The sequence below is a fragment of the Bacillus sp. FSL R5-0443 genome (assembly GCF_038608285.1).
In the GTDB taxonomy this organism is placed as follows: Bacteria; Bacillota; Bacilli; order Bacillales; family Bacillaceae; genus Bacillus; species Bacillus velezensis.
Window position 1 is genome coordinate 2,944,329 of the sequence record NZ_CP152013.1, and the last position, 24,840, is coordinate 2,969,168.

23 protein-coding genes, 3 tRNA genes, 1 pseudogene and 1 other annotated feature are annotated in these 24,840 nt (G+C 44.3%); of the genes and pseudogenes, 2 read left to right on the top strand and 25 right to left on the bottom strand.

Translation table 11 applies throughout. From position 1 onward, the window contains the following. Positions 1–34: 34 nt before the first annotated feature. Genes leuB through ilvB form a run of 5 tightly spaced genes read right to left on the bottom strand, consistent with a single transcriptional unit; the run spans position 35 to position 5,986 of the window. On the bottom strand, positions 35–1,132 hold the full coding sequence (gene leuB / locus NYE28_RS14740; RefSeq protein ID WP_160223202.1) for a 3-isopropylmalate dehydrogenase: 1,098 nt from the start codon (positions 1,130–1,132) through the stop codon (positions 35–37). A gap of 20 nt (positions 1,133–1,152) precedes the next feature. Next, complete coding sequence (locus tag NYE28_RS14745) at positions 1,153–2,709, bottom strand: 2-isopropylmalate synthase (protein ID WP_222835226.1); 1,557 nt, start codon at positions 2,707–2,709, stop codon at positions 1,153–1,155. Further along, positions 2,696–3,724: a ketol-acid reductoisomerase gene (gene ilvC / locus NYE28_RS14750; RefSeq protein WP_003152600.1), complete on the bottom strand. Its 1,029-nt coding sequence runs from the start codon at positions 3,722–3,724 to the stop codon at positions 2,696–2,698. The genes NYE28_RS14745 and ilvC overlap by 14 nt, the downstream gene beginning before the upstream one ends. A gap of 22 nt (positions 3,725–3,746) precedes the next feature. After that, entirely contained in the window at positions 3,747–4,265 is a 519-nt protein-coding gene (gene ilvN / locus NYE28_RS14755) for an acetolactate synthase small subunit (protein WP_025285067.1), read from the bottom strand. Beyond that, positions 4,262–5,986, bottom strand: coding sequence for an acetolactate synthase large subunit (gene ilvB, locus NYE28_RS14760; protein WP_025285068.1), 1,725 nt, complete (start codon positions 5,984–5,986; stop codon positions 4,262–4,264). Before ilvB ends, ilvN begins: the two co-directional genes overlap by 4 nt. Positions 5,987–6,105: 119 nt before the next feature. Next, positions 6,106–6,357 (bottom strand) — a binding site (T-box leader). A 422-nt stretch (positions 6,358–6,779) separates the two neighbouring features. On the opposite strand from ilvB, the gene NYE28_RS14765 reads away from it, so the two are divergent. Next, positions 6,780–7,130, top strand: coding sequence for a hypothetical protein (locus NYE28_RS14765; RefSeq protein WP_025285069.1), 351 nt, complete (start codon positions 6,780–6,782; stop codon positions 7,128–7,130). A gap of 39 nt (positions 7,131–7,169) precedes the next feature. Here NYE28_RS14765 and NYE28_RS14770 read toward each other — a convergent pair whose 3' ends face one another. The 19 genes and pseudogenes from NYE28_RS14770 to sdhC all read right to left on the bottom strand — a co-directional run bounded on the left by NYE28_RS14770 (position 7,170) and on the right by sdhC (position 22,779). Further along, positions 7,170–7,355, bottom strand: coding sequence for a hypothetical protein (locus NYE28_RS14770; RefSeq protein ID WP_007408136.1), 186 nt, complete (start codon positions 7,353–7,355; stop codon positions 7,170–7,172). Positions 7,356–7,608: 253 nt separating this feature from the next. Next, positions 7,609–7,682, bottom strand: a tRNA-Arg gene (locus NYE28_RS14775). Positions 7,683–8,046: 364 nt separating this feature from the next. Next, positions 8,047–10,095, bottom strand: a complete 2,049-nt coding sequence (locus NYE28_RS14780) for a hypothetical protein (RefSeq protein ID WP_160223204.1) — start codon at positions 10,093–10,095, stop codon at positions 8,047–8,049. Continuing rightward, on the bottom strand, positions 10,092–10,568 hold the full coding sequence (locus tag NYE28_RS14785) for a hypothetical protein (RefSeq protein WP_151280732.1): 477 nt from the start codon (positions 10,566–10,568) through the stop codon (positions 10,092–10,094). The genes NYE28_RS14780 and NYE28_RS14785 overlap by 4 nt, the downstream gene beginning before the upstream one ends. An 11-nt stretch (positions 10,569–10,579) precedes the next feature. Then, complete coding sequence (locus NYE28_RS14790) at positions 10,580–11,494, bottom strand: hypothetical protein (RefSeq protein WP_160223205.1); 915 nt, start codon at positions 11,492–11,494, stop codon at positions 10,580–10,582. Between the two features lie 619 nt (positions 11,495–12,113). Continuing rightward, positions 12,114–12,733: pseudogene (locus NYE28_RS14795) on the bottom strand (recombinase family protein). Between the two features lie 1,030 nt (positions 12,734–13,763). Next, a tRNA-Arg gene (locus NYE28_RS14800) sits at positions 13,764–13,837 on the bottom strand. A gap of 124 nt (positions 13,838–13,961) precedes the next feature. Further along, positions 13,962–14,035: transfer RNA gene (locus NYE28_RS14805), tRNA-Arg, on the bottom strand. 113 nt (positions 14,036–14,148) lie between these two features. Next, a complete protein-coding gene (locus tag NYE28_RS14810; protein WP_015240324.1) occupies positions 14,149–14,658 on the bottom strand; it encodes a metallophosphoesterase in 510 nt (169 codons plus the stop codon). A gap of 15 nt (positions 14,659–14,673) precedes the next feature. After that, positions 14,674–15,270 (bottom strand): XTP/dITP diphosphatase, encoded by a 597-nt coding sequence (locus tag NYE28_RS14815; protein WP_087920775.1) that lies wholly within the window; start codon positions 15,268–15,270, stop codon positions 14,674–14,676. Positions 15,271–15,281: 11 nt separating this feature from the next. Further along, positions 15,282–16,019, bottom strand: a complete 738-nt coding sequence (gene rph, locus NYE28_RS14820; RefSeq protein WP_007612934.1) for a ribonuclease PH — start codon at positions 16,017–16,019, stop codon at positions 15,282–15,284. A 109-nt stretch (positions 16,020–16,128) separates the two neighbouring features. Continuing rightward, the gene (locus NYE28_RS14825) at positions 16,129–17,214 is read right to left on the bottom strand and encodes a GerMN domain-containing protein (RefSeq protein WP_014418573.1); all 1,086 of its coding nucleotides are present in this window, start codon (positions 17,212–17,214) and stop codon (positions 16,129–16,131) included. 106 nt (positions 17,215–17,320) lie between these two features. Then, positions 17,321–18,139 (bottom strand): glutamate racemase, encoded by an 819-nt coding sequence (racE, locus tag NYE28_RS14830; protein WP_012118125.1) that lies wholly within the window; start codon positions 18,137–18,139, stop codon positions 17,321–17,323. Between the two features lie 7 nt (positions 18,140–18,146). Next, entirely contained in the window at positions 18,147–18,587 is a 441-nt protein-coding gene (locus tag NYE28_RS14835) for a MarR family transcriptional regulator (protein WP_003152580.1), read from the bottom strand. Positions 18,588–18,773: 186 nt separating this feature from the next. After that, positions 18,774–18,998 carry a spore germination transcription factor GerE gene (gerE, locus tag NYE28_RS14840; RefSeq protein ID WP_003152579.1) on the bottom strand — a complete coding sequence of 75 codons (225 nt, stop codon included), beginning with the start codon at positions 18,996–18,998 and terminating at the stop codon, positions 18,774–18,776. 120 nt (positions 18,999–19,118) lie between these two features. Continuing rightward, on the bottom strand, positions 19,119–19,556 hold the full coding sequence (locus tag NYE28_RS14845; protein WP_043021579.1) for a thioesterase family protein: 438 nt from the start codon (positions 19,554–19,556) through the stop codon (positions 19,119–19,121). A 59-nt stretch (positions 19,557–19,615) separates the two neighbouring features. Further along, a complete protein-coding gene (gene sdhB, locus NYE28_RS14850) occupies positions 19,616–20,374 on the bottom strand; it encodes a succinate dehydrogenase iron-sulfur subunit (RefSeq protein ID WP_003152575.1) in 759 nt (252 codons plus the stop codon). Positions 20,375–20,376: 2 nt separating this feature from the next. Further along, entirely contained in the window at positions 20,377–22,137 is a 1,761-nt protein-coding gene (sdhA, locus tag NYE28_RS14855) for a succinate dehydrogenase flavoprotein subunit (protein ID WP_003152573.1), read from the bottom strand. Positions 22,138–22,170: 33 nt separating this feature from the next. Then, positions 22,171–22,779 (bottom strand): succinate dehydrogenase cytochrome B558, encoded by a 609-nt coding sequence (sdhC, locus tag NYE28_RS14860; protein WP_003152571.1) that lies wholly within the window; start codon positions 22,777–22,779, stop codon positions 22,171–22,173. A 296-nt stretch (positions 22,780–23,075) separates the two neighbouring features. Here sdhC and NYE28_RS14865 point away from each other — a divergent pair, with 296 nt between their 5' ends. Further along, entirely contained in the window at positions 23,076–23,522 is a 447-nt protein-coding gene (locus tag NYE28_RS14865; protein WP_160223206.1) for a YslB family protein, read from the top strand. Positions 23,523–23,568: 46 nt separating this feature from the next. Here NYE28_RS14865 and NYE28_RS14870 read toward each other — a convergent pair whose 3' ends face one another. After that, a complete protein-coding gene (locus NYE28_RS14870; protein ID WP_025285071.1) occupies positions 23,569–24,798 on the bottom strand; it encodes an aspartate kinase in 1,230 nt (409 codons plus the stop codon). Between the last annotated feature and the right edge of the window lie 42 nt (positions 24,799–24,840).

Genomic DNA, 24,840 nt, shown 5'->3' on the forward strand with positions numbered 1-24,840 from the left:
CTACCTATGAACTAAGACCGCTTTCTTTAAAGCGTCACACTATAGATTTTGTATTCGAGCCGGCTAATGCGGCTTTTACTTTTTCAGTAATGTCATACGTTCCGGCATATTGGCCGTCCCGGGCGATATCACGTGTACGGCTGCCATCTGCAAGCACCTTTGCGACCGCTTTTTCCACCGCCTGCGCTTCGTTTTCAAGCCCGAAAGATGTTCTCAAAAGCATCGCCGCTGATAAAATCGCCGCAAACGGATTGGCCATCCCTTTACCGGCGATGTCAGGCGCAGATCCATGCACGGGTTCAAACAAGTGAAGACCTGAACTTGATAAACTGGCTGACGGCAGCATGCCGAGCGAGCCTGTCAGCATGGAGGCTTCATCGCTTAAAATATCGCCGAACATATTCTCAGTTACGATGACGTCAAACTGGCTCGGAGCGTAGATGAGCTGCATCGCGGCATTATCGACAAGCATATGTTCAAGCGTCACATCAGGAAATTCTTTTGCGATTTCATCCGCTGTTTCACGCCACAGCCTGCTTGATGAAAGCACATTCGCCTTATCAACGGACGTCACTTTTCCTTTTCTGCCGGCAGCCATCTTAAAGGCTTCTCTGACAACGCGTGCGATTTCTTCTTTCTTATAAAAAAGGGTATCGACCGCTTCCTTTTCTCCCGCTTCATTGACATACTGTCTGCTCGGTTCTCCAAAGTAGAGGCCGCCCGTCAGTTCCCTGACGATTACAAAGTCGACGCCGCTGATATATTCTTTTTTCAGCGGAGACGCCTCAGACAAGCTTTCAAATACGGTCACGGGACGCAGATTGGCAAACAGGCCGAGTTTTTTTCTGATGCCGAGCAGGCCTTTTTCCGGTCTGAGCTCCGGAGGATTTTGGTCCCATTTCGGCCCGCCGACTGCCCCGAGCAGGATGGCGTCGGATCTTTCACAAAGAGCCACCGTCTCCTCAGGAAGGGGGTTTTGATGGGCGTCAATAGCCGCTCCCCCGATCAGCCCGTTTTCAAATTCAAATTCATGTCCGAATTGTTCGGCAACGCTTTTCAATACATCTGCCGCTGATTCCGCCACTTCCGGTCCGATTCCGTCACCGGGCAGCAAAGCAATGCGTTTTTTCAAATCAAACGTTCTCCTTTCTATTACGAGCCGACCGCAGTCTGTCTCTTTAATCCATCTAAATTGCAATCCAGCACCAGCTGCCGGTTCACGGCGTTCAGATAAGCTTTAGCAGAAGCTTCCAGAACATCCTGCGCGATTCCCCGCCCTGATGTTTCTTTTCCGTTCACGGTCACTCTGACAAATACTTGAGCCAGCGCGTCTTCGCCTTTCCGGTTGGATTGGATGCGGTAGTCTGTCAGTTCAATATTTTTATCGATGCAGCGCCCGAGCGTATTATAAACGGCTTCTACGCTGCCCGCCCCCGTTGCCGCCTCTTGAATCAGCTGTTCGTTTTCCTGATTTTTTAAAGAGACTGTTGCAGTCGGCACCTGAGACGTCCCGTAATGCACTTGCAGAGACAAAAATTCATAGCCGATTTTTTTGTCTGTCACTTTTTCTTCTAAAATAAGAGAAATCAAGTCATCATCGGTGATTTCTTTTTTCTTTTCGGTCAGTTCTTTAAACATCGTAAAAAATTTATTGATTTCCTCACTATCAAACTGGAATCCAAGCGCATTCAGGCGGTCTTTGAACGCATGGCGTCCGGAATGCTTTCCGAGTACGAGCGCATCAGCAGTCACGCCGACAAGTTCCGGTGAAATGATTTCATATGTTGATTTTTCTTTCAGGAAACCGTCTTGGTGAATGCCGGACTCATGTGCGAAAGCGTTATCTCCGACGATTGCTTTATTGCGGGGAACGGCCATGCCCGTCAGTTTGCTGACAAGATCACTCGTCCGCTTCAATTCATGAAGATTGAGAGATGAATCGGCTTGATGCGCGTCATTTCTGACATGAAGCGCAACGGCGATTTCCTCTAGCGCGGCGTTCCCGGCTCTTTCTCCTATGCCGTTAATGGCGCATTCAATTTGATCAGCGCCGTTCTCAATTGCCGAAAGCGAGTTGGCAACCGCCATTCCGAGATCATCGTGGCAATGGGCTGAAAGCTTTACCCGGCTGATATTTGGAACGTGTTCCTTCATATATTTAAAGATGTTTCCGTATTCATCCGGCGTCAGGTAACCTACAGTGTCCGGCAGGTTGATGACGCTCGCGCCGGCATCAATCACTTCTTCAACGATTTCAGCCAGAAACGGAAGTTCGGTGCGGCATGCGTCTTCTGCTGACCATTGAACGATCGGAAAGCGTTCTTTTGCATACTTCACCATTTCAACCGCTTTTTCCTTAACCTCTTCCCGCGTCATTTTCAGCTTATGCTTCAGATGAATGTCAGAAGTGGCGATAAAGATGTGAATCCGCGGGCTGGCCCCGTCTTTCAGTGCTTCCCAGGCTGCGTCGATGTCACCTTTGACAGATCGGGCAAGCCCTGTTACCGAACAATTTTTAATCGTTCTTGCGATTTCCTGCACGGCTAAAAAATCACCTCGGGATGAAGCGGGAAATCCCGCTTCAATAATGTCCACCCCGAGTCTTTCAAGCTGCTTGGCTATCGCCAGTTTCTCCCGGGAATTGAGGTTGACCCCGGGGGATTGTTCACCGTCACGAAGGGTCGTGTCGAAAACATTAATTTTGCGCAACGGAGACCACCGCTTCCTTCTTTTTGCCTTGTTTGACAAACGGCATCATTTCACGAAGCTGTCTGCCGACCTTTTCAATCTGATGCTCGTTTTCACTTGCATTGATCGCATTGAAGCGAGGACGGTTCACTTGGTTTTCCACGATCCATTCTTTCGCGAATGTACCGTTTTGAATATCCGTTAATACTTGTTTCATCGATTCTTTTACCTTTGCATCGACTACGCGCGGCCCTGAGACAAAATCTCCCCATTGAGCCGTATCAGAGATAGAGTATCTCATGCCCGCCAATCCTTCTTCATACATCAAGTCTACGATCAACTTCAGTTCGTGCAGACACTCGAAGTATGCGAGTTCAGGCTGGTAGCCGGCTTCTGTCAGCGTTTCAAAACCCGCTTTGACAAGCGCCGTTAAACCTCCGCACAGAACAGCCTGCTCACCGAACAAATCCGTTTCCGTTTCTTCCTTAAATGTTGTTTCAAGAACGCCTGCACGCGCTCCGCCGATTCCTTTTGCATAAGCAAGAGCCGTATCTTTCGCTTCGCCTGATACATCCTGGTAGATGGCAAACAATGCCGGTACGCCCGCGCCTTGTTCATATGTTCTTCTGACAAGGTGTCCCGGTCCTTTAGGGGCGACAAGGAATACATCCACATCAGCAGGAGGCACGATCTGATGGAAATGGACGTTAAATCCGTGTGCGAATACTAATGACTTGCCAGCCGTCAATTCATCTTTGATTTCAGCTTCATATACTTTTTGCTGCTGTTCATCCGGAAGAAGAACCATAATGATATCAGCCTGGGCAGCCGCTTCTCTTACCGAAAAGACTTTATGACCGTCTTCTTGGGCCTGTGTAAATGATTTTCCTTGTCTGACGCCGACAATGACATCAATTCCGCTTTCTTTTAAGTTCAGCGCATGTGCGTGACCTTGTGAACCGTAACCGATAATCGCTACTTTTTTACCTGCCAATACGTTCTCTTTGATATCACCGTTATAATATACTTTTACCATTTTAATCTCTCCCTTTTTTGTGTTATACAATTGAAATTGTTTTATTGGATGACGCCTTCTGCTGAGTTCCTCTCGCAAAAGCCGTTGTGCCCGTTCTCGCGATTTCTTTAATGCCGTAAGGTTTGAGAAGCTCTATGAGCGCTTCGATTTTATTAGATTCGCCGGTAACCTGAACGACGACGCTGTCTCTTGAGACATCAACGACGGAAGCTCTGAACGGCTCAATGATTCCATTGATTTCCGTTCTGGCCGACGGTGCGGAAACAACTTTGATTAATGCCAGCTCACGCTGTACAATCGATTGGTTTGTAATATCCGTCACTTTCAGGACGTCAATTTGTTTGTTAAGCTGCTTTGTCAGCTGCTCTACGTCATTTTCGCCTTCCACATGGACGACAAATGTAATCCTTGAAACACCGCTTGTTTCCGTGTGGCCTACAGTGATGCTTTCGATATTATAGTGTCTTTTTGTAAACAGGCCGGTGATCCGGTTTAATACTCCCGAGCGGTTGACCACCGTTAATGTGATAATGCGTTTCAAGGTTTCACCCCCACCATTTCATGAAGTCCTTTACCCGGCGCAATCATCGGGAATACTTTCTCGCTTTTGGCGACCCGGACGTCAATAACGGCCGGTTCTTTTGATGAAAGCACCTTTTTAAGCTCTTCTTCCGCCTCTTCCTCCGATGAAATCCGGACGCCTTTAATGCCGTAGGCTTCTGACAATTTGACAAAGTCAGGCTGCGCCGAGAATTTGGATTCAGAATAGCGCTCTTCATAGAAGATTTCCTGCCACTGTCTGACCATGCCCAGACATTCGTTGTTCAAGATAACCACTTTGACAGGAAGATTCAGCTGCCGGATGACATCTAATTCCTGAAGGGTCATCTGAAAACCGCCGTCTCCGAGGATGGCAACGACCGTGGCGTTACGATCGGCCAGCTGCGCTCCGATAGCCGCCGGAAGGCCGAAGCCCATTGTGCCGAGTCCCCCCGAGGTAACCCACTTATCAGCCTTTCGGAAAGGATAAAACTGAGCCGCCCACATCTGGTGCTGGCCGACATCCGTCGCCACAATCGCCTCACCGTTTGTGAATTGGTGAATATACTCAATCAGCTTTTGGGGTTTCAAGCCCTCTTCTCTGTTGTCTGTATACCAAAGCGGATATTCTTCTTTCCATTCTGAAAGCTGCTGTTTCCATTCCTCTGTCTGTCCCTGTTTTCCGTTTTGCTTCAATAATTCCTGAAGGACGATTTTACTGTCGCCGACCACCGGAATCTGCGTTTCGATAATTTTTCCGATTTCAGCAGGATCAATATCGATATGCGCTACTTTGGCCGATTTTGCAAAATGCTTCAGATTTCCGGTCACACGATCATCGAACCGCGCTCCGATGCTGATCAACAAATCACAGTGGTAAAGCGCCATATTCGCTGTGTATGTGCCGTGCATCCCCGCCATTCCCAGAAAAAGAGGATGGTCTGCCGGGAAACCGCCCAGACCGAGAAGCGTGTGGGCTACCGGAATTTGCTGCTGTTCGGCATAATTTTTTAAATCTTCTGAAGCTTTACCGTGCAAAACACCCGCTCCGGCTAAAATAACCGGCTTTTTCGCACTGCTGACAGCTTCCACGAGCTTTCGGATCTGCAGATAGTTAGGCTCTTTTACAGGCTGATAACCCGGAAGGCTGATCTCGTGATCATATCTGAACTCTCCTTCAAATGCTGCGACATCCTTCGGTATATCAATTAATACCGGGCCCGGTCTTCCCGTCGTGGCGATATGGAACGCCTCTTTAATCACACGGGGGAGATCTTCCGGACGGCGGACTTGGTAGCTGTGTTTCGTAATCGGCATCGTAATTCCTAAAATGTCGGCTTCCTGGAAAGCGTCGCTGCCGATGACCGAAGTGGCCACCTGACCGGTAAACACTACGAGCGGCAATGAATCTATCATCGCATCCGCAAGACCGGTAACTAAATTTGTCGCTCCGGGTCCGGAGGTAGCAATCACAACCCCCGGCTTTCCGGAGACTCTCGCATACCCTTCTGCCGCGTGAATCGCGCCTTGCTCGTGGCGGGGCAGGATGTGGACCAGCCCTGATTGATACAGTTTATCGTAAATCGGAAGGACGGCTCCCCCCGGATAGCCGAAGATCATCTCGACATTTTCTTTCTTTAATGATTCAATCAGCATCAGAGCCCCGTTCATTGTTTTTGTACATTCGGCAGACAAAGAATCCGCCTGTACATTTGTGCCCATTTTCAGTTCCTCCTTTTCAATGTTCCCTTCTAAAATCCAATTCATAAAACGCAGCGCCGGCTGACGCAAATAAAAAAGCCTTCCCACCCACATTCAGCCAAGCATTTCATGCGATAGCCAAAAGGGGCGAAAAGGCTTTGCTTTCCGCGGTACCACCCTTGTTTACGGTCATATGCAGACCGTCTCATGGATAATGATTATCCGTTTTGATAACGAGTAAACATTGCGTTCACTCGGCCGAGTCCTACTCTTTACATTTCAGACCGGCACTCTGAGGGGAGTTCACTTTGATTTGTTTTACCGGCTCTCAGCGTTACCGGCTCTCTGTGAAAAACTTCAGCAAAGCTACTTATCCTCTTCTGCGCTTTTTATTATGGCAGCTCTTTTATTAAAAAAGAACCTTCATTTGTTTGTTTTTTCAGTGTTTTATGATTTTTCTTTTTAGCGTGAATCATTTATTTATTTTTGTTTGAACTCATATTACGCCCGTTTGCAGACAGTGTCAACAGCATTTTTATAATTATTAGACAATTTAGATTAATCAATCTACTTTGTATACGCTTTCATTACTGGTACAAAGGGATCTGTAAATATTAAAAGTTTTTATCATTTTTTTATTAATCTCTCAAGATTACATGAAATTTTTCCGTTCATATACGAATATGTCACATTTTATTACACGATTTTTCTCTGTCCTTCCGGCATGCTTGTCAGATATTCCGTTCAATTGAACAGGCTCTTTCTACAGACATACGCATAGACTGTTCTTATCTCGTAAGAAATGAGTGATGTCATGAATAAGATGTTATCAGGCATGCAGGGCCTGCCTCCTGGATTTCCGCCTTTACCGGTCTTACCGCCGCAGTCTTACTATCCTCCGGCCCCGATGCATACAGCACCATATCAAGGCGGCCCTTCTTTTCAGCAGGGATTTCCGCAATCCGGATACGGACAGCAGACCCCGCAAAGCACGCTGTCATTCGCCGGGCAACAATTCGTTCCGTACCCTTATACAACCGGGTACTACGGCCAATCCTTCAGTGACGTCGGCGGAAGCCTCGGCGCCGGGGCGCATCCCGGCGCGCTCGGGGGCGGTTTCAGCGGCCATGCCGGGGGCTTCAGCGCTCCGAGCGGATTCAGATGATACAAAAACCGGCCTCCCACGGCCGGTTTCTTTTCTTATTCACAGAGTATAACGGTCATTCCACTGATTCATTTCCTGCTCCGTATAGTAATCAGCCCTTGAAACCTCAACGATGATTAAACCGCATTGAGTGATTAAAAATTGCTTCAGTTCCTCAAACAGCTCGTCTTTTCCGCAAAAGATCGTTTCTATATTGTGATTTTTATATGCAAATGCGTACTTCAAAAGCTAATTCCTCCTGCTGTCTTTCTATCATTCATTGACAAAATGCATGATAGAAATTAGATAATTTATCACTCAAGGGCGCCTTAAGCATCTTTATACATATATTTATTACGGTAAATATTACATTAAGTTTCATTTATATTAAAATTACTTTACAATTTTTCATCAAATACGGAACTTTTGTTTCGTAAAATAAAAAAAATAAAATACAAAAAAACCTCAAACCCATTGTCAGGGCTTGAGGTTTTTTATACGTCCCAGGAGAGATTCGAACTCCCGACCGACGGCTTAGAAGGCCGTTGCTCTATCCGGCTGAGCTACTGGGACTAACTGCTTTTTTCTTTCCTTTATTATAACGATCACTGTTCGAACTTCGACCGCTTGACCTTTCCTCTTATTATAAATGGGCACGCATTGTAATTCTATAATAAAACATTTAACAATAGTATTGTTTCAAAATCGATATACCTACAAAATAAAAGGATTTTGCGTAAACTATATATAGGTTAATCCATTCATGCCTTTTGAAAATGCGGATAATCCGCCCACTAATCCAACCAAAAGAACAGCGCCCCTTTAGAAGTCCCTGTTTAATAGTTATCATAGTTAGACTTTGAATATTTTGCTGTACTTATGTATATATTGTTATAATTTCGTGTTGCTTATTTTTGAGTAAACACACTGAAGCCCCCTATGAACCTTCATTTTCCACTTTGGATAATATCTTTCCATATATACCAATATAATGATGTTCTATATCGCCATCATTTAATAATTCCTTTAGAGGTCCTTCTTCTTCACTTGTTGCGAATATTACTTGTTGATTGTATTTTTTTGACTTAGAAGCATCCTTCAAGAATTCTCTCAAGCTTTCAAGAGCAGTACTTTGCTGTCTTGGTTCATCCAAGACCAACAGACCAAGATGATTTGAATCAAAGTCTCTACTTAGTTCTAGAAGGGATATTAAATAAGCCCATATCATTCTAATTAAGTCACTAGCTGATAAATCAAACTGTAAATCAAAAGACAATTCGAAACCATCATGTATTGGCTTATAAGTATCCGTGGAAATACTTAAAGTTTCAGGCTTTACACTTTTTAAACCATAATCTTTAGAATGTCTTTTGAATATTTTTTCAAGGCTCTTCAATTTAATATAGTCATTTCGGGATATCAAATTATTTGGGAGTTCATTTAACTTATTTACACTTGCTTCATATAGTTCTCCTAATTCATACATATCCTCTACAATTTCGTGAATTAATTCATCTGTTTCTTCATAATGCTTTATATCTTCTTCAAGTCTCATTCTTTCCTTCAATTCATATACAGATGGAATTCTTTCATCAGAAATCAGTGTTTGTTTCATATCTCTAACAGACTCCTGCAGCTTCTTAATCTTATTTCTGGTTTGGTTTAACTCTTGTATTTTAAATTCAATTACTTTATTGGTATTCTCTTTTGCATATTTGATTGTTTGTTTTTGTCCATACAAAAAGTTAATACTTTCATCTATACTCATAGGGTTATTTTGTTGAGTTTGTGGAAGAAGTGTATCAGTTACCCCTTGATGACAAGTTGGACACTGACCATTTGTAAATTGGATATTTTGCATAGAACCCAGTTGCTTAATTCTTCGAACATCCTTGTATTTTTGTAAATCCTCTTCTATTGCTGTTAATCTCTCCTCATATTGCTTCTGCTGTAACCTTTCCATTTGTAAGGCTTCCAATTTTTCATTATAAGTAATTTGATTCTTTACAATTGCCTCTGCTGCTATATCAATTTCTTGTTGTACTCTCCTGATATCCTCTTTAACTTTTGGTATAGCATCTGAGTTTCTAAGCTTTAGGTTGTTTTTCATTTCAGAAATCGTGTAGGAAATTTCACTTTTTTCACCATCTACTTTAACTAATACCCTAGGGGAAAAAACCCCAGTAGGCTCTCCTGGTAATGCCTCAATGGTTACATCGTTTTTTTCAGAAATGTTTTTCAGCTGCTTGATAAACATCTTCCATTCGGTTTTGTATTCTTTTATTTTTTCGATTAATGATTGCTTTTCAAGAAAGAGTTCATTAGCATCAAGTTTCAATATAAATTCAATTGCTCTTTTTTCTACCTCTCTTATGCCGTATTGTTTAGGAGTATTAGCTTGGATAGCAGACCAACCTCTTTTTTGTTCAATAATCATTAAGGGTAGTATACATTCCATATACAGCAACATGGCATTGCCATTGTAATGAAGAACCTCAGGTATATTCCAACCCAAGAAATCAGCTAGCTTCTTATGAAAGCCTCTCTCCCTTTGAGCAGCTCCTCTTTCCCGCACGAAATAGTCTTTTTGTAAGTAGTTATTTGAAGGGTGAGTTAACGCTGGACCTTCAAAAGTGCTAATTAAATGTTTGTTTCTTTCACCTTTTACTGTTCTTTGAATCGTAAGAATTTCTTCTTGTTGATTGGATATTTCAAGATATACTTCAGAACCTCTTACACTAATTTCTTCGCCATCGCCATTAACTTCAATTAAATCTGTCATTGCATGTGGTAAAGGAACTTCATGGCTAGCACTCAACATTCCTTCTAAACCTAGTGCATATATTATTGATTGCACACAAGTAGATTTCCCACTTGAATTATCAGCACGAAATATATTTAAACCATTTTCAAATCGTAACTTCGTTCCAAATTCACCTTTCTCTGTATCAACGACAAGTTTTAACATTCGTATTTTCAAGCTCATAGATGTGTAACCGCCTTTACTAATTCATCAAGCTTATTTTCAGTCACATAGCTTTTAATATTTTTCAAAAAAGTCTTCTCATCTGAAAAGTAACTTTCTTCTTTTATGATTTCTTCAACAAATCTGTCTCCAGCGTCACTAAGTTGAAAACTCTTACCATTTACAACTTCAATAAGTCCTTCAGCTACTGCAATATCCAATATTCTATTTAACCAAGGCTCATGTCTTACTATAATATCGAAAGGTTTTGTATCATTTTCAATCAACCTTTTAAAGGTATATCTTGTTTTGCTACTCTTAATCGCCCAATTCAATACCTGAATTCTGTTAAACGATGACCGATTACCGCGACAACAAATTTTCAAAATTAAGGTTAGCAACACTAAGTTTCTTTCAACATTTAGGTCTGGAGAAAAATACTGAGGCCGAGGGTTAAAAGAAAATTCAACATCTAAAAACTCTAATACATTCATATTATCACCTCTTAATAAAAGTCCAGAGGACAGCGTAGTAACCAGTCTGAAACAGCCTCAAGTACCAGGATATTTTGTGTTTGACTTGATATTCCCTTAACTTCTTCTTTTAATGCTGCTCTGTACCTATCCATTGACTCACTTAACAGTAAAGGACTACCTCCTTGATGCAATAAGGATTCTGTTGTTAAATATGATTCTCTACTCCTCTTAGTCATAGATAGATTCTCATATATATATGGATGATTATCTTTTAAGTATTCCACCATGTTTTGTCCTGAAATAAAATTCTTCAACATTTCATTTCTAAATAAATTCTTTTTAATATCGTTATCTAACGTAGAGAGCTTTCCCATCTTATTCTCAAGGTTTACTACCAGTTCATTATCGTTTTCTTTAATCCATTTTTCTATATCCTTCTGTTCTACTTCCTGTGGTGTTATGCTTAATCCGTGTGTTTCTGACTGCCTAAGGACATTTAACTCTTTTTTAAAATACGTTTCATTTACAATATGTATATAAAATTCGTCTGCTACATATGGCAACTGCGCCTCTCTTACCAGTTTTGCTTTTTTTTCAGCATGTTTTACTAACTTAGAAGTGTCATGTCTGGGAACTACTAATATCCACCTATTAATTTTTGTAGGACCAAAAAACTCATACAAAGCCTCTTTATTTTCAATAAATTTGTTTATATCGTCAGTAATTTTCTTCCTTTGTTTCTTATATAAATCCTCAACTGATAACGGCTCAACTGGTGCATAACACTGAAAGCATTTACCGTCACGTCCGAAGCCCTCAATCCCACTATCTCCACCATCACGGTCAGGAATGCCTACATAATCTCCGATGGAATAATACATTTTTAACAATGTTTCAATATGGATTTGCCATGCATCCCCATCCCAAAATTTCACACTTTCCATGAAGCAACCCCCAAAAATGTTTATATACAAAGTTTCGACATTTCACAGAAAATACCTTCTATTTTTCCAGCTCGATATATGACTTGATAACTGTCTAGCATTTTCATACTGCATATTTGTTTAGCTTACTTTAGTAAAACAATCTACTCCTACCATTTTACTAGATTTGGCAAACAGTTTCGACATTAACTGCTTAGAAAGCTGAATATTTTGTATCGTAAAGGAATGATAGTAGACTTCGATAAATCACTTTGCAAATGATTACTTATTATAAAGCAACTACTCTTAAATAGATGCGTCGAAGCATGCTTTTTACAAATAAGGTTCTACCGAAAATTAAAAAAGCCCTCTATCCCAGTTATATCAATACTTAGAAGGTTAGAAGACTTCTTTTTGTGTTAAAGGTGGTGTTAAACAATGAAATATGCGAAATGCTTTTGCTACAGTTCTCTACTCATACTAATCTTTCTGTATAATGCTATGACAGCCCTATTCTTGCTCTCTTAGGCTGCATTTCGTAGAGCAGAGACTTTGGGATCCGTCTCCATTTCCTCCATTAATTTAGCCAAGCTACAGCTTCTGGAGGGCTCCCTTTCCTCATATGCTTGATGTATTTGGCTTAAAGTCCACCCCTTCCTCCTCTGCTTCCAACCTGCTTCACCAACTTATAAAAGGTTGTGCGCTTCATCCCTGCTTCCTCAATGGCAGCCGTAGCAGTTATTTTTCCTGCTTTCCATTTGCTGTATGCTTGATAAAACCCTTCTGCTGGTTCCGCTTTTGGCCTGCCAAATTGAACACCCTTCTTTAATGCAACGTCTATTCCTTCCCGCTGCCTTTTACGGATGCGCTCCCTTTCTTCCTGGGCTATCCAAGACAATATTTGTAGCACAAGGTCAGATATGAAGCTTCCCATGCTGTCTTTATATTTCGTTGTGTCAAGTAGAGGCATGTCCAGCACAACAATATCAGCTTTTATGTTCTTGGTGATTACTTCCATTCATTCAGGATGTCATCTTTGTTCCTGCCGAAACGGTCAAGTGAATGTATATATAGAACATCACCTTCACGCAATGACCTTTTCATAAGTTGGTAGTCGTTACGCTCTAAGTCCTTCCCTGATTGCTTATCAAGGATTATATCCCGTTCTTCAATGCCTTGCTTCTTCATTGATTCAATTTGACTACCTTCATTCTGGTCTTTGCCGCTTACACGGACATAGCCAAACTTTTTAGTGTTCACTTTTCCTTCCCTTATTAGGGGTAAAAAAAGACCACTAGATGGTCTTGAGTACTCCTTAAGCAATTGAAGCTGACGGTTTGTTGTCATTTCTTGTATCAACAAGTATTATATTCTGTGCTTCTGTGAGCTTTAATTCACGCAGGATTTTATCTATCTTATTCAGTTCTAGTTCAGAAAAATAAAGGATGACTTTAATTGATTTTTTTGTGTCATTTGCCTTCTCATATACTTCTACTTGTTTCTGTAAGTTTCTCTTTAGTTATGAATTACTGGCTAACTTAAATTCAATTAATGTTTTATCTTTATTGCCTTTGGACACTTTGTAATCCACTGGATCTCGACCATTATTCACTTCCCTATTAACATCTGACGTACTTGCGGACTAGGTTAACCTATATAAGATTTGGAGGTCCTCTTCCCTTTTAATTGGCTGTCCTTTGGAGTAGAATATACGATATCCATCATTGTCCTCCTTCTGGTCAACCTTTATATTAATCATCTTCCAGAACTCCATCTGAATCCAACCGTTACCAAAACAACGAGAAAGGAATGTCTTAAGACACTTTAATCTTGTTAATTTGGTCTGATTACTAACATCCACGCTGCCCAACCATTCACAAATAGTGTAAGTCGTGATATCCCCTTCATATTGAAGTTTAGTTATACTTTGGAAACGCTTAACATGGAGCACTTAATCGTTTATAGTACAGCTCCTATTGCCACTCACCTTTATTTTCCTTGTAAGCATGTCCAGCGCATTATTAATCAAGTTAGAATTATCTTGTGCCTTATGCTATTTTGTTTTCTGTTTTGGAGCAGCTGGGCCCGACACACTCATATTATCCAATGGCCTTCTAATATCATTTCTAACATCTAATAATCCTTTTCTTTTGGTCACAGCAAAAAACCTCCTATACCGAAAGTGATATAAGCCAATAACAGGTGTAATTTCTTACGTGACCGTTATACTGACTGTTTCACTAAACGATATAGAAGGTAGATTTGACGGGTTTTACATCCGATTTTGATACGTCCCAGGAGAGATTCGAACTCCCGACCGACGGCTTAGAAGGCCGTTGCTCTATCCGGCTGAGCTACTGGGACATGAAAAACAAATTGTTCTGCTGATCATTTTACCATGATATCAGCGAATTGACAATATAGTCATCCGATAAAAAAGGCCAGCGGCATCAGTTTTCACTCTGATGTCACCAGCTCTTTTTTTGTACGTCCCAGGAGAGATTCGAACTCCCGACCGACGGCTTAGAAGGCCGTTGCTCTATCCAGCTGAGCTACTGGGACAGCTTTTTCTTTATGTATCAGCGACAAGATTTATTATATACAGGTTCAAATCATAAGTCAATATTTTTTTAAAAACTTTTGATGGGGAAGAATGAAATCTCCCCCATCACTTGTTAAAAACTGATTGTAGTCCCCAAGTCCTTCAATTCCCGACCCGTTTCGTCGTAAAATGTCACGGCGACTTCTCTTTCAGTAAGAGTAAGAATGGCATAGCTTTTCACATTGCGGACTCTTGGAAGACGGATGCTGCCCGGATTAATCAAAAGCTTGCCCCGAAGCTCTTCACTCCCGGCAATATGTGAATGGCCGAAGCAGACGATATCCGCCCCAAGCTCTTCCGCCCGGTAAAAAACAGTTAAAAGTGACTGTTTAATGCCGTGAAGATGCCCGTGAACGGCCAGAATTTTCTTTGAACCTGCGTCCAGAAGGAGTTCATCCTGAAACCCGCCGCCAAAGTCGCAATTGCCTTTCACCGTGTGATACGGCGTGAGCGCCGGATGTGCGGCGTCAAGCTCTGAATCACCGCAATGAATCATCAGATCCGCTTCGTCTTCGTGCCGCTTTGCAATCGTCTCCAGCTCGTCTTCAAGGCCGTGACTGTCACTTATTATCAGCACTTTCATTGCATACGCTCCCCCTTATGAATCAAGCAGCTTTGACAGTTTCTTGAGCGCCTCAGCCCTGTGGCTGATTTTGTTTTTCTCAGCGCTTGTCAGCTGGGCCATGGTTTTATCTTTATCTTTTACAATAAAAATGGGATCATAGCCGAACCCGTTATCCCCCTCGGGTCCTTCCGCAATATACCCTTCAACATGACCTTCGACCGTTTTTGTTTCCTGCCCCGGCATGCTGACGGCAAGGGCGCAGCGGAAACGGGCCGTGCGCTGCTCTTTTTCGATGCCTTTTAATTCTGACAGCACCTTGTCCATGTTCGCCTTATCATCTTTTGCTTCTCCGGCATAACGGGCTGAATAAACGCCCGGTCTGCCTCCAAGGTTGTCCACTGATAAACCGGAGTCGTCTGCAATGACCATTTTGTTGACGGCTTTTGCCACGGCTTCCGCTTTTAAGATGGCGTTTTCTTCAAAGGTATGTCCGGTTTCTTCAATTTCTTCCGTAAATCCAATTTCCGCCAAAGAAGAGACGCTGTAGCCTTTCGGTTCGAGTATTTCCTTGAATTCTTTCACTTTTCCCTGATTGTGTGTCGCTATAATGGCTTCTTTCACGGTGATCAGGCCTCTCTTTCTTATTTCAGTTCAGGCAATGTTTCTCCCAGCACTTCTTTTTGCTTTTGAATAAGCGTCTGGATTCCTTTTTCGGCAAGGCTTAACAGTCCGTTTAAATCTTCACGGGAGAATGTGGCTTCTTCGCCCGTCCCTTGAAGCTCTACAAAACGTCCGCTTCCCGTCATGATGATATTCATGTCGACTTCAGCCGCCGAATCCTCTTCATAATTCAGATCCAAAAGAAGGCCTTCTTCTTTATCCATCCCGACAGAAATGGCCGCGAGATAATCTGTCACAGGAGAGGTTTTGATAACGCCGCTTTTTACGAGTTTGCCGATCGCAATGGCCATTGCCAAGAAGGCGCCGGTAATGGAAGCCGTTCTTGTTCCGCCGTCAGCTTGAATGACGTCACAGTCGATCCAGATCGTCCGTTCGCCGAGCTTCTCCAAATCAACGACGGCCCGGAGCGCGCGCCCGATCAGCCGCTGAATTTCCATCGTTCTGCCGGAGACCTTTCCTTTTGAAGATTCTCTTATCGTTCTTTGATTCGTCGCGCGGGGAAGCATGCTGTATTCCGCTGTGATCCAGCCTTTTCCTCCGCCGCGTAAAAATGGCGGCACCCGGTCTTCCACAGATGCATTACAGATGACCTTCGTATTTCCCGCTGTAATTAAAACAGAGCCTTCCGGGTGAGTGATAAAATCCAAATCAAATGTGATAGGGCGCAGCTCATCGTGCTGTCTTCCGTCGTGTCTCATATTTTACCTCCGATTATATGTACATAAACCTTTTGTTCCGGATTGTGAATAAAGAAAGAGGCAGCCGGAACGCTAACCTCTTTTTTACTAGTATATCAAAAATCGCAAATTAAAAACTACCCGTATTCACTTGTGACGGCCTCGAAACAGGTTTTGAAAGGGATTCTCCTTTTTCATTCACCAGTTCTGATTTTCCGTTTACTTTTATAGAAACACTTTTAATCGACGGCTGTTCGGTTAATGTGAGAACGATGCTGTCCAGTACGCCCGATGATACCATTTTTGTTTTTTCGTCGGCGCTTCCGTAAATGGAGCTGTTAAAGTCCAGTGTAACCTGGCCGTCTTTTACTTTCGGCTTGCTGAGAAGCTTAACATCGTTATTAAAGTCCGTCAAAAGCCCGCTTGCTTTGCCCGGTCCGTCGGCGAGCTGTTCAACGGCAGCGGTGATGTCATTTGTTTCCGAATTGTCAATCCGCTTTGTGACAGGCACGTAGTATTCGCTCGTCTCTGTTTCCGCCAGATAATAGACAGTCAGCGGATGGGTGTCTGTCAGATCATTCACTCCGGCCGTTTCAATATTAATCCCGTCTTTTCTGCTTAAGTCGCCCGTAATCGGCGTGCCGCCCACAGGCATTTCTTTCAGCTCGTGCCCGTTGATTCTGATTTTGACTTTATCTATTGAGCTGAATTGGGTAAGCGTCCATGTAATCGATTGCAGGATTTTTTGTTCGTCTTCTTTTTTATAGTTTTTAAATTCCTTCGAAAAATCAGCGACGGCAGTGCCGTCTTTTTTAATATCGACATTTACCGTCGTATCCGCAGGGAGCACCGCTCTGAAGCCGTTCGGCAGGATTTCTGACACAGGCCCTCCCTGAACCAAATACTCAAGGGCCTGCTTTGCGGTTCCCTCACTGTTCGGAAGAGGCAGTGTCTGTGCTGCGACATAGCCGTTTTTATCAATCAGATACAGCTCTCGCATGACTGTATTGGCCGGCTGGTCGGCTTTAGAAGTGCCGTTTTTCTCTGACTGCTTTGGTTTTGCCTGAATTCCCGCTTCATCCTTTACATATGAAATGTCTTGAGGCGGGTCAATTTCCCCGGCTGTTTTATCGGATTGAAACAAACCGCATCCAGATAACACAAAAGCCGAAGTAAGACATGTTGCAGCAATGACTGCAGGTCCTTTTTTCAGCATACTTTTCCCTCCTAAGGCTGTTTGTACTATGATGTATACGAGCCCTGTCCGGGAAATAGACCGGGAAGCGCAAAAAAACCCGCCGTAAACAGCGGGTTTTTTTGATTTATTTTCTGACCGGCTCTTGAAGGGAGATGCACTCGACATGGCCGATTTCGTGGCCGAACCAGTCTTCGGCAATTTTTGCGAAGCCGTTCCGCTCTCCCGTTGTAAGAAATTGATGCTCCGGTGCATGTTTCGATTGGTTTAACAAACCTTTATAAGACAAGATGGTGCTCACTTCTCTCGCCGTCTCGTCTCCGGAGGAAATGATTTTCACATGCTCTCCCATATAGTTCTGAATCGGATCCTTTAAAATCGGATAATGCGTACATCCTAAAATCAAGGTGTCAATTGATGTACCTTTTAAAGGCTCAAGCGATGCTTCAACCGCTTCCTCCGCTGATTCCTGAAGAAACCGTCCGCTTTCCACAAACGGCACGAGCAGCGGACAAGCCGTGTTCTCAACTTGAAGTTCTGCGTTTAACCCGAGCAGCGCCTGCTCATACGCTCTGCTTTTAATGGTATTGACCGTGCCGATGACGCCGATATGCTGGTTTTTCGTGACCTTTATCGCCGTTCTCGCACCCGGCTGAATGACGCCGACAACCGGAATATCCGTTTTGCGCTGAATATCCTCCAAGGCAATGGCCGTGGCCGTATTGCAGGCGATTACGAGCATTTTGATATGGTGGTTTTCCAGCAGGTAATCGGTCATTTCCCACGTGTATTGAAGAACTTCTTCTTCAGGACGCGGGCCGTACGGGCAGCGTTTTGTATCTCCCACATAGATGATATTTTCCTTCGGTAGCTGTCTCATGATTTCCTTAGCAACGGTTAACCCGCCAACCCCGGAATCAATGACTCCTATCGGCTGTTCCAACAAAATCGCCTCATTTTCTTTTCATTTCATGCTGCAGTTTCAATAATGATTTTTCGAAAGCGGCTGTTTCTTCTTCGGAAAATGTCGCAAACATATCCCGCAAATAAGCCTGTCTTTTCAAAATCACTTCTTGGATAATGCGCTCTCCTTCAGCGAGAAGATGAATTCTGACGACCCGTCTGTCAGCCGGGTCTTTGACCCGCTCAACAAGCTTATTTTTTTCCATGCGGTCTATCAGATCCGTCGTCGTGCTGCAAGCCAAATACATTTTGCCTGATAATTCGCCTATTGTCATATCCCCCAATTCATAAAGCCATTGAAGCCCCACGAATTGCGGCGGTGTAATTGCATATTGGTTAAGGATTTCTCTTCCTTTTTGTTTAATGATCGCAGCGATATGGCGGAGTGATTTTTCGATATCCGCAACATGCTCTACAGATTTTGATGTCATTTGTCCATCCCTCACTCAAGGATCTTTCTGGGCTATGCGCTCCGTGTCTATTTTCCTTCTTTTTTTAAGAAAATGCAAGACTGACGGAGAAAAAGGAAAAACCGGGATTTTCACCGCATGCCCATCAGCCCGGGCGCCAACGCAAATAACCGGCTCCTTCTCGAAAAGAAGGAAAACCGGCAAGAATCAGAGCTCTAGCTCACCCATTCTAAGAAGCTCGACAACAGCTTGCGAACGCCCTTTCACACCTAACTTCTGCATGGCATTTGAAATGTGATTCCGTACAGTTTTTTCACTGATAAATAGCTCGCTTGCAATTTCCTTTGTTGTCTTGTCTTGAACGAGCAATTCGAATACTTCTCTTTCTCTTTTGGTCAGCAGCGGCTTTGATTGAAAATCTTTCTCCTTCAAGTATTGTAACCCTCCTTGCTAAGGTGAGAGCGAATCTGAAACGAATGGGTTTATATAGTCAAGATATCATATGTAAAAGGCGCTTCGGAGGTGACGTCTCTTAGAGAAATAGTTATCCGTTCAGGCGAGCAGAATGCCTTTCTCCCGCTCCGTCCAGCTGACCGCTTTGCCGCTTTTCTTCGACACTTGAACCATGACGACGGAACCTGTAAAGCACGGCAGGCCCGACTCATTTTCTCCAAGGTAATGAAGGGTGACGGACGCATTTCCGACAGCGCTTGCTTTCACATAAATCCGCAGATTTTCATAAGGCATCACCTGACGCATATAGTCGCACTGCTGGCTTGCGACGACCGTCATCGTTTCCGAGTTTTGCGCCGTTATGCCTCGCTGTTTAAAATAAGCGATCCGCGCTTCTTCAAAATAGATGAAAGGGGTTACATTATTCATATGGCCGAACATATCCGTTTCTGAAAAACGAACCGATACTTCAGTAAAGAAAGAAAACGACTGTCTCCATTCTTCAAACGGGATATCAATATATTGCGGCTGTTTCATCACCTTCAGCTCCTTATAAAAAAACCTCTCCCGTGCGGAAGAGGCTCTTTTTCTCTTTCTTATACTCTGTCGCTTCCGAAGAAATTACGGAATGCTTGTAAATTGGTATCTCTGTTCAAAGCGGCGATTGAAGTCGTAAGCGGAATGCCTTTCGGGCAGGATTGAACACAGTTTTGTGAATTCCCGCAATCTCCGAGGCCGCCGTCTGTCATTAACGCTTCTAAACGTTCTGCTTTGTTCATCGCGCCCGTCGGATGGGCGTTAAACAGACGGACTTGCGACATCGGGGCAGGCCCCATGAATTTCGACTTGCTGTTGACGTTCGGGCAGGCTTCGAGGCAGACGCCGCATGTCATGCATTTAGACAATTCATATGCCCACTGGCGGCGTTTTTCCGGCATTCTCGGCCCCGGCCCCAAATCGTAAGTTCCGTCAATCGGCACCCATGCTTTCACTTTTTTCAGTGAATCAAACATTCTGCTGCGGTCAACCTGAAGGTCACGGACAACCGGGAATGTTTTCATCGGCTTCAGACGGATCGGCTGTTCCAGCTTATCAATCAGCGCCGTACATGACTGGCGCGGTCTTCCGTTGATGACCATGGAGCAGGCGCCGCATACTTCTTCAAGACAGTTCATGTCCCATGCGACCGGAGTGGTTTTCTCTCCTTTTGCATTCACGGGATTTCTGCGGATTTCCATCAGGGCGGAAATCACGTTCAGGTTCGGGCGGTAATTGATTTCGAATTCTTCATCGTATGGCGCGCTTTCGGGCGTATCCTGACGTGTAATGATAAACCGTATCTTTTTCTCACTCATGATTATTTCGCCACCTTCTTCTTCGAGTAGTCGCGTTTACGGGGCGCAATCAGTGATACATCGACATCCTGATATTCAAATTCCGGAGCTTCAAACGGACCGGCATGTTTCGCCATCGTCGTTTTGAGCCACTCATCGTCATTTCTTTCAGGGAAATCCGGTTTATAGTGCGCTCCCCGGCTTTCATTTCGGTTATATGCGCCGAGCGTGATGACTCTGGCAAGCTGAAGCATATTGGAGAACTGGCGGGTGAACATCGCCCCTTGGTTGCTCCATTTTGTCGTATCGTTGATATTGATTTTCTTAAAGCGTTCCATCAGCTCTTGGATCTTGTCATCCGTTTTCAAAAGCTTGTCGTTGTGGCGGACCACCGTGACGTTGGCCGTCATCCATTCTCCGAGCTCACGGTGAAGCACGTAGGCATTTTCGTCGCCGTCCATCTTCATGATATCGGCCCATTTTTCTTCTTCTTTTTTCACATAGGAATCAAATAATGAAGAAGACAGGTCTTCCGCTGATGTTTCAAGTCCGGAAACATATTTCACCGCATTCGGTCCGGCCACCATTCCTCCGTAGATGGCGGAAAGCAGAGAGTTCGCCCCTAAACGGTTTCCTCCGTGCATTGAATAATCACATTCACCCGCTGCGAACAGTCCGCGGATGCTTGTCATCTGATCATAATCAACCCACAGTCCGCCCATTGAATAGTGAACGGCAGGGAAAATTTTCATCGGAAGCTTGCGCGGGTCATCGCCCATGAATTTTTCATAGATTTCGATAATGCCGCCAAGCTTAACGTCAAGCTCTTTCGGATCTTTGTGCGACAGATCGAGATACACCATGTTTTCTCCGTTGATGCCGAGTTTCTGATTCACGCACACGTCAAAGATTTCACGTGTCGCAATATCCCGCGGCACGAGGTTTCCGTAAGCCGGATATTTTTCCTCAAGGAAGTACCAAGGTTTTCCGTCTTTATACGTCCAGACTCTTCCGCCCTCGCCGCGCGCCGATTCACTCATCAGACGCAGTTTATCGTCCCCCGGGATTGCTGTCGGGTGAATTTGGATAAATTCGCCGTTTGCATAATAAGCGCCCTGCTGATAAACGATTGATGCGGCAGATCCCGTATTGATCATGCTGTTTGTTGATTTCCCGAATACGATTCCGGGACCTCCCGTCGCCATAATAACGGCGTCAGAACGGAATGACTCGATTTGCATATTGGTCAGATTTTGGGCTACGATACCGCGGCACGTGCGCTCATCGTCAAGAACGGCGCCGAGGAATTCCCAGCCTTCGTATTTTGTGACGAGACCCGCCACTTCATATCTGCGCACCTGCTCGTCCAGTGCGTAAAGAAGCTGCTGACCCGTCGTCGCTCCCGCGTATGCGGTTCTGTGATGCTGTGTACCCCCGAAACGGCGGAAGTCCAAGAGCCCTTCCGGCGTTCTGTTAAACATAACCCCCATGCGATCCAATAAGTGGATAATGGACGGCGCCGCTTCACACATCGCTTTTACAGGAGGCTGGTTTGCCAAAAAGTCGCCTCCGTATACCGTGTCATCAAAATGCTCAAACGGAGAGTCTCCTTCCCCTTTTGTGTTGACAGCTCCGTTTATCCCGCCCTGCGCGCAGACCGAGTGAGAGCGTTTGACCGGAACGATGGAAAACAATTTAACGGCCGTGCCTGATTCCGCTGCTTTAATTGTCGCCATGAGGCCGGCAAGACCCCCGCCGACTACGATAATGCTTGATTGACTCATGATAGCCCCTCTCCCTCTAGTAATCTAGTTCTCTTACACAAACGCAAAAATCGCTTTTAAACCTACGTATGAAAGCGCTAAAAATATAATCAGCGTCACGTAAGTCGAAATTCTTTGAGAACGCGGCGTGACCGTGATCCCCCATGTGACCGCAAAAGACCATAAGCCGTTTGAAAAGTGAAAAATGACCGATAAAACGCCTACAATGTAAAAACCGAGCATAAACGGCGAGCTCAAAATATTCGCCATCATATCGAAGTTGACTTCAGCGCCCATCTGCGCGGCAATCCGCGTCTGCCACACATGCCAGCTGACGAAAATAAGGGTGAGAATACCAGTGACACGCTGAAGCACAAACATCCAGTTTCTGAAATAACTGTAGTGGCCAGCGTTGTTTTTCGCAGTAAATGCTATGTACACACCGTAAACCGCATGATAAATTAAAGGTAAGAAAATAATAAAAATTTCTAACGCATACCTGAACGGCAGACTGTCCATAAAGCCGGCCGCCTTGTTAAACGCATCCGCTCCCCTTGCGGCAAATTGGTTGACGACTAAATGCTGGATCAAAAAGATGCCGACCGGAATAACACCGAGCAAGGAATGCAATCTTCGAAAATAAAACTCTCTGTTCCCAGACATTACTTTACCCCCTGTTTGATTTAAGTGCGAAATGTACTAAAATCTCTGCCCCCACTTCGTTTCAATTGTAAGCACTTTATTAAAATTTATTGACAATTTCATTTTACTCCTACCTCAAAAGGGCGTCAAGAAAACGTGTACATAAATTATAATTTTCGGAATTGATTATCTGGAGGGAAAATTTTATTTTCCTGCGATATCTTTCTCACATTTTTTCGCGTGTTTTATAGGATCATCCTGTAATCCTCCCCCCTGTTTAAGCTATAATAAACGAAGGAGAGAGGGGAATACATAATATGAAGAATAATTATGAAGCAGCTTTAGAACCTTTAACTGAACTCGACGTCAGCGCATACGGCTACGAATTAATCCGGGAAATCGTGCTTCCGGATATCCTCGGCCCGGAGCATTCATCGATGATGTATTGGGCGGGAAAACGCCTCGCCCGCAAATTTCCTCTTCAATCGTGGGAAGAAATCCCCGCCTTTTTTGAAAAAGCCGGCTGGGGAACTTTGACAAACGCAGGATCAAAAAAACAAGAACTGGAATTTGAACTGGAAGGATCGCTCGTATCCAGCAGGCTCAAACATCAGAAAGAGCCTTGTTTTCAGCTTGAAGCCGGTTTTATAGCCGAACAGATTCAATTGATGAACGATCAGATTGCAGAATCTTATGAACAGGTAAAAAAGAGAGCGGATAAAGTCGTCCTGACTGTAAAATGGGATATGAAGGACCCTGTATAATTGAAAAAAGGCGGTGACTCCAAGTCCCGCCTTTTTGCCTGCCCGTTTACACGGCAGACGGCTGTTTAGAAAGCTCAAACGCATCATGAAGCGCTTCGACCGCTTTCACCATATCATTTTCGCTGACAACCGCTGATACTTTTATTTCAGATGTGCTCACCATTTTGACTTGTACATTTTTTTCCGCCAGTACGGCAAACATGTCCGCGGCGACGCCGGGATTTGAAACCATGCCCGACCCGACAATAGAGACTTTCGCCAGTTTTCTTTCGGTTTCAATTTTTTCATAGTCAAGCGCGTTTTTATATTCTTCAAGCACGGCGACCGTTTGCGCGGCATCTTCCGTTTTCACTGAGAAAGAAATATCCGCTTCCCCATCGTCCGACTGTGTCTGAATAATAATGTCAACGTTGATGTTTCGTTTTGCCAGCGCGGTGAAGATTGTTGAAAGTGTTGTCAATCCGCTTGCAAGGCCTGTAACGGACACCCTCGTGATCTGGTCTTCAAATGCAATTCCTCTGACGATTAAATTCTGCTCCATTGATGATTCCTCCTCAATTAATGTTCCCGCTTCATGTTCCGTACTAGACCGCACTTCTAAAGGCACTTGGTAGTTTTTCGCGAACTCAACCGCCCGCGGGTGAAGAACACCCGCTCCCAGATTTGCAAGCTCCAGCATTTCATCATAAGAAATTCCCGCCAGTTTTCTCGCTGACCGGACATACCGCGGATCTGTCGTAAATACGCCCGGAACATCTGTATAAATGTCGCATTTATCCGCTTCCAGCGCTGCGGCAAGAGCGACCGCCGTCGTATCGGAACCGCCCCGTCCGAGCGTCGTGATGCCGCCGTCTTCCGTTACGCCCTGAAAACCGGCAACGACTGTAATCCTGCCTTCTGCAAGCTGCGAACGAATCGCCGTGATATCAATATCCGTAATTCTCGCATTGCCGTGAACGGCTTCCGTGCGGACACCCGCCTGCCAGCCCGTATAAGAGACGGCGTCATATCCTTTTTCCTGAAGCGCCATGGCCAAAAGCGAAATCGTGACCTGCTCTCCCGTAGACAAAAGCATATCCATCTCGCGTCTGCTTGGTTCAGATGTGATTTCAGCCGCGAGGTTAACGAGCGCGTCGGTTGATTTTCCCATTGCCGAAACGACGACTACGACGTCATGGCCTTTTTGCTTTTCAGCAATAGCGCGATTTGCGGCATTTTGAATTTTTTCGGCAGAGCCGACGGAAGTGCCTCCGAATTTTTGTACGATAAGACCCATACTAGACCACCCTTTACATTTTGGTTCGTGCGGGTGAGGAGA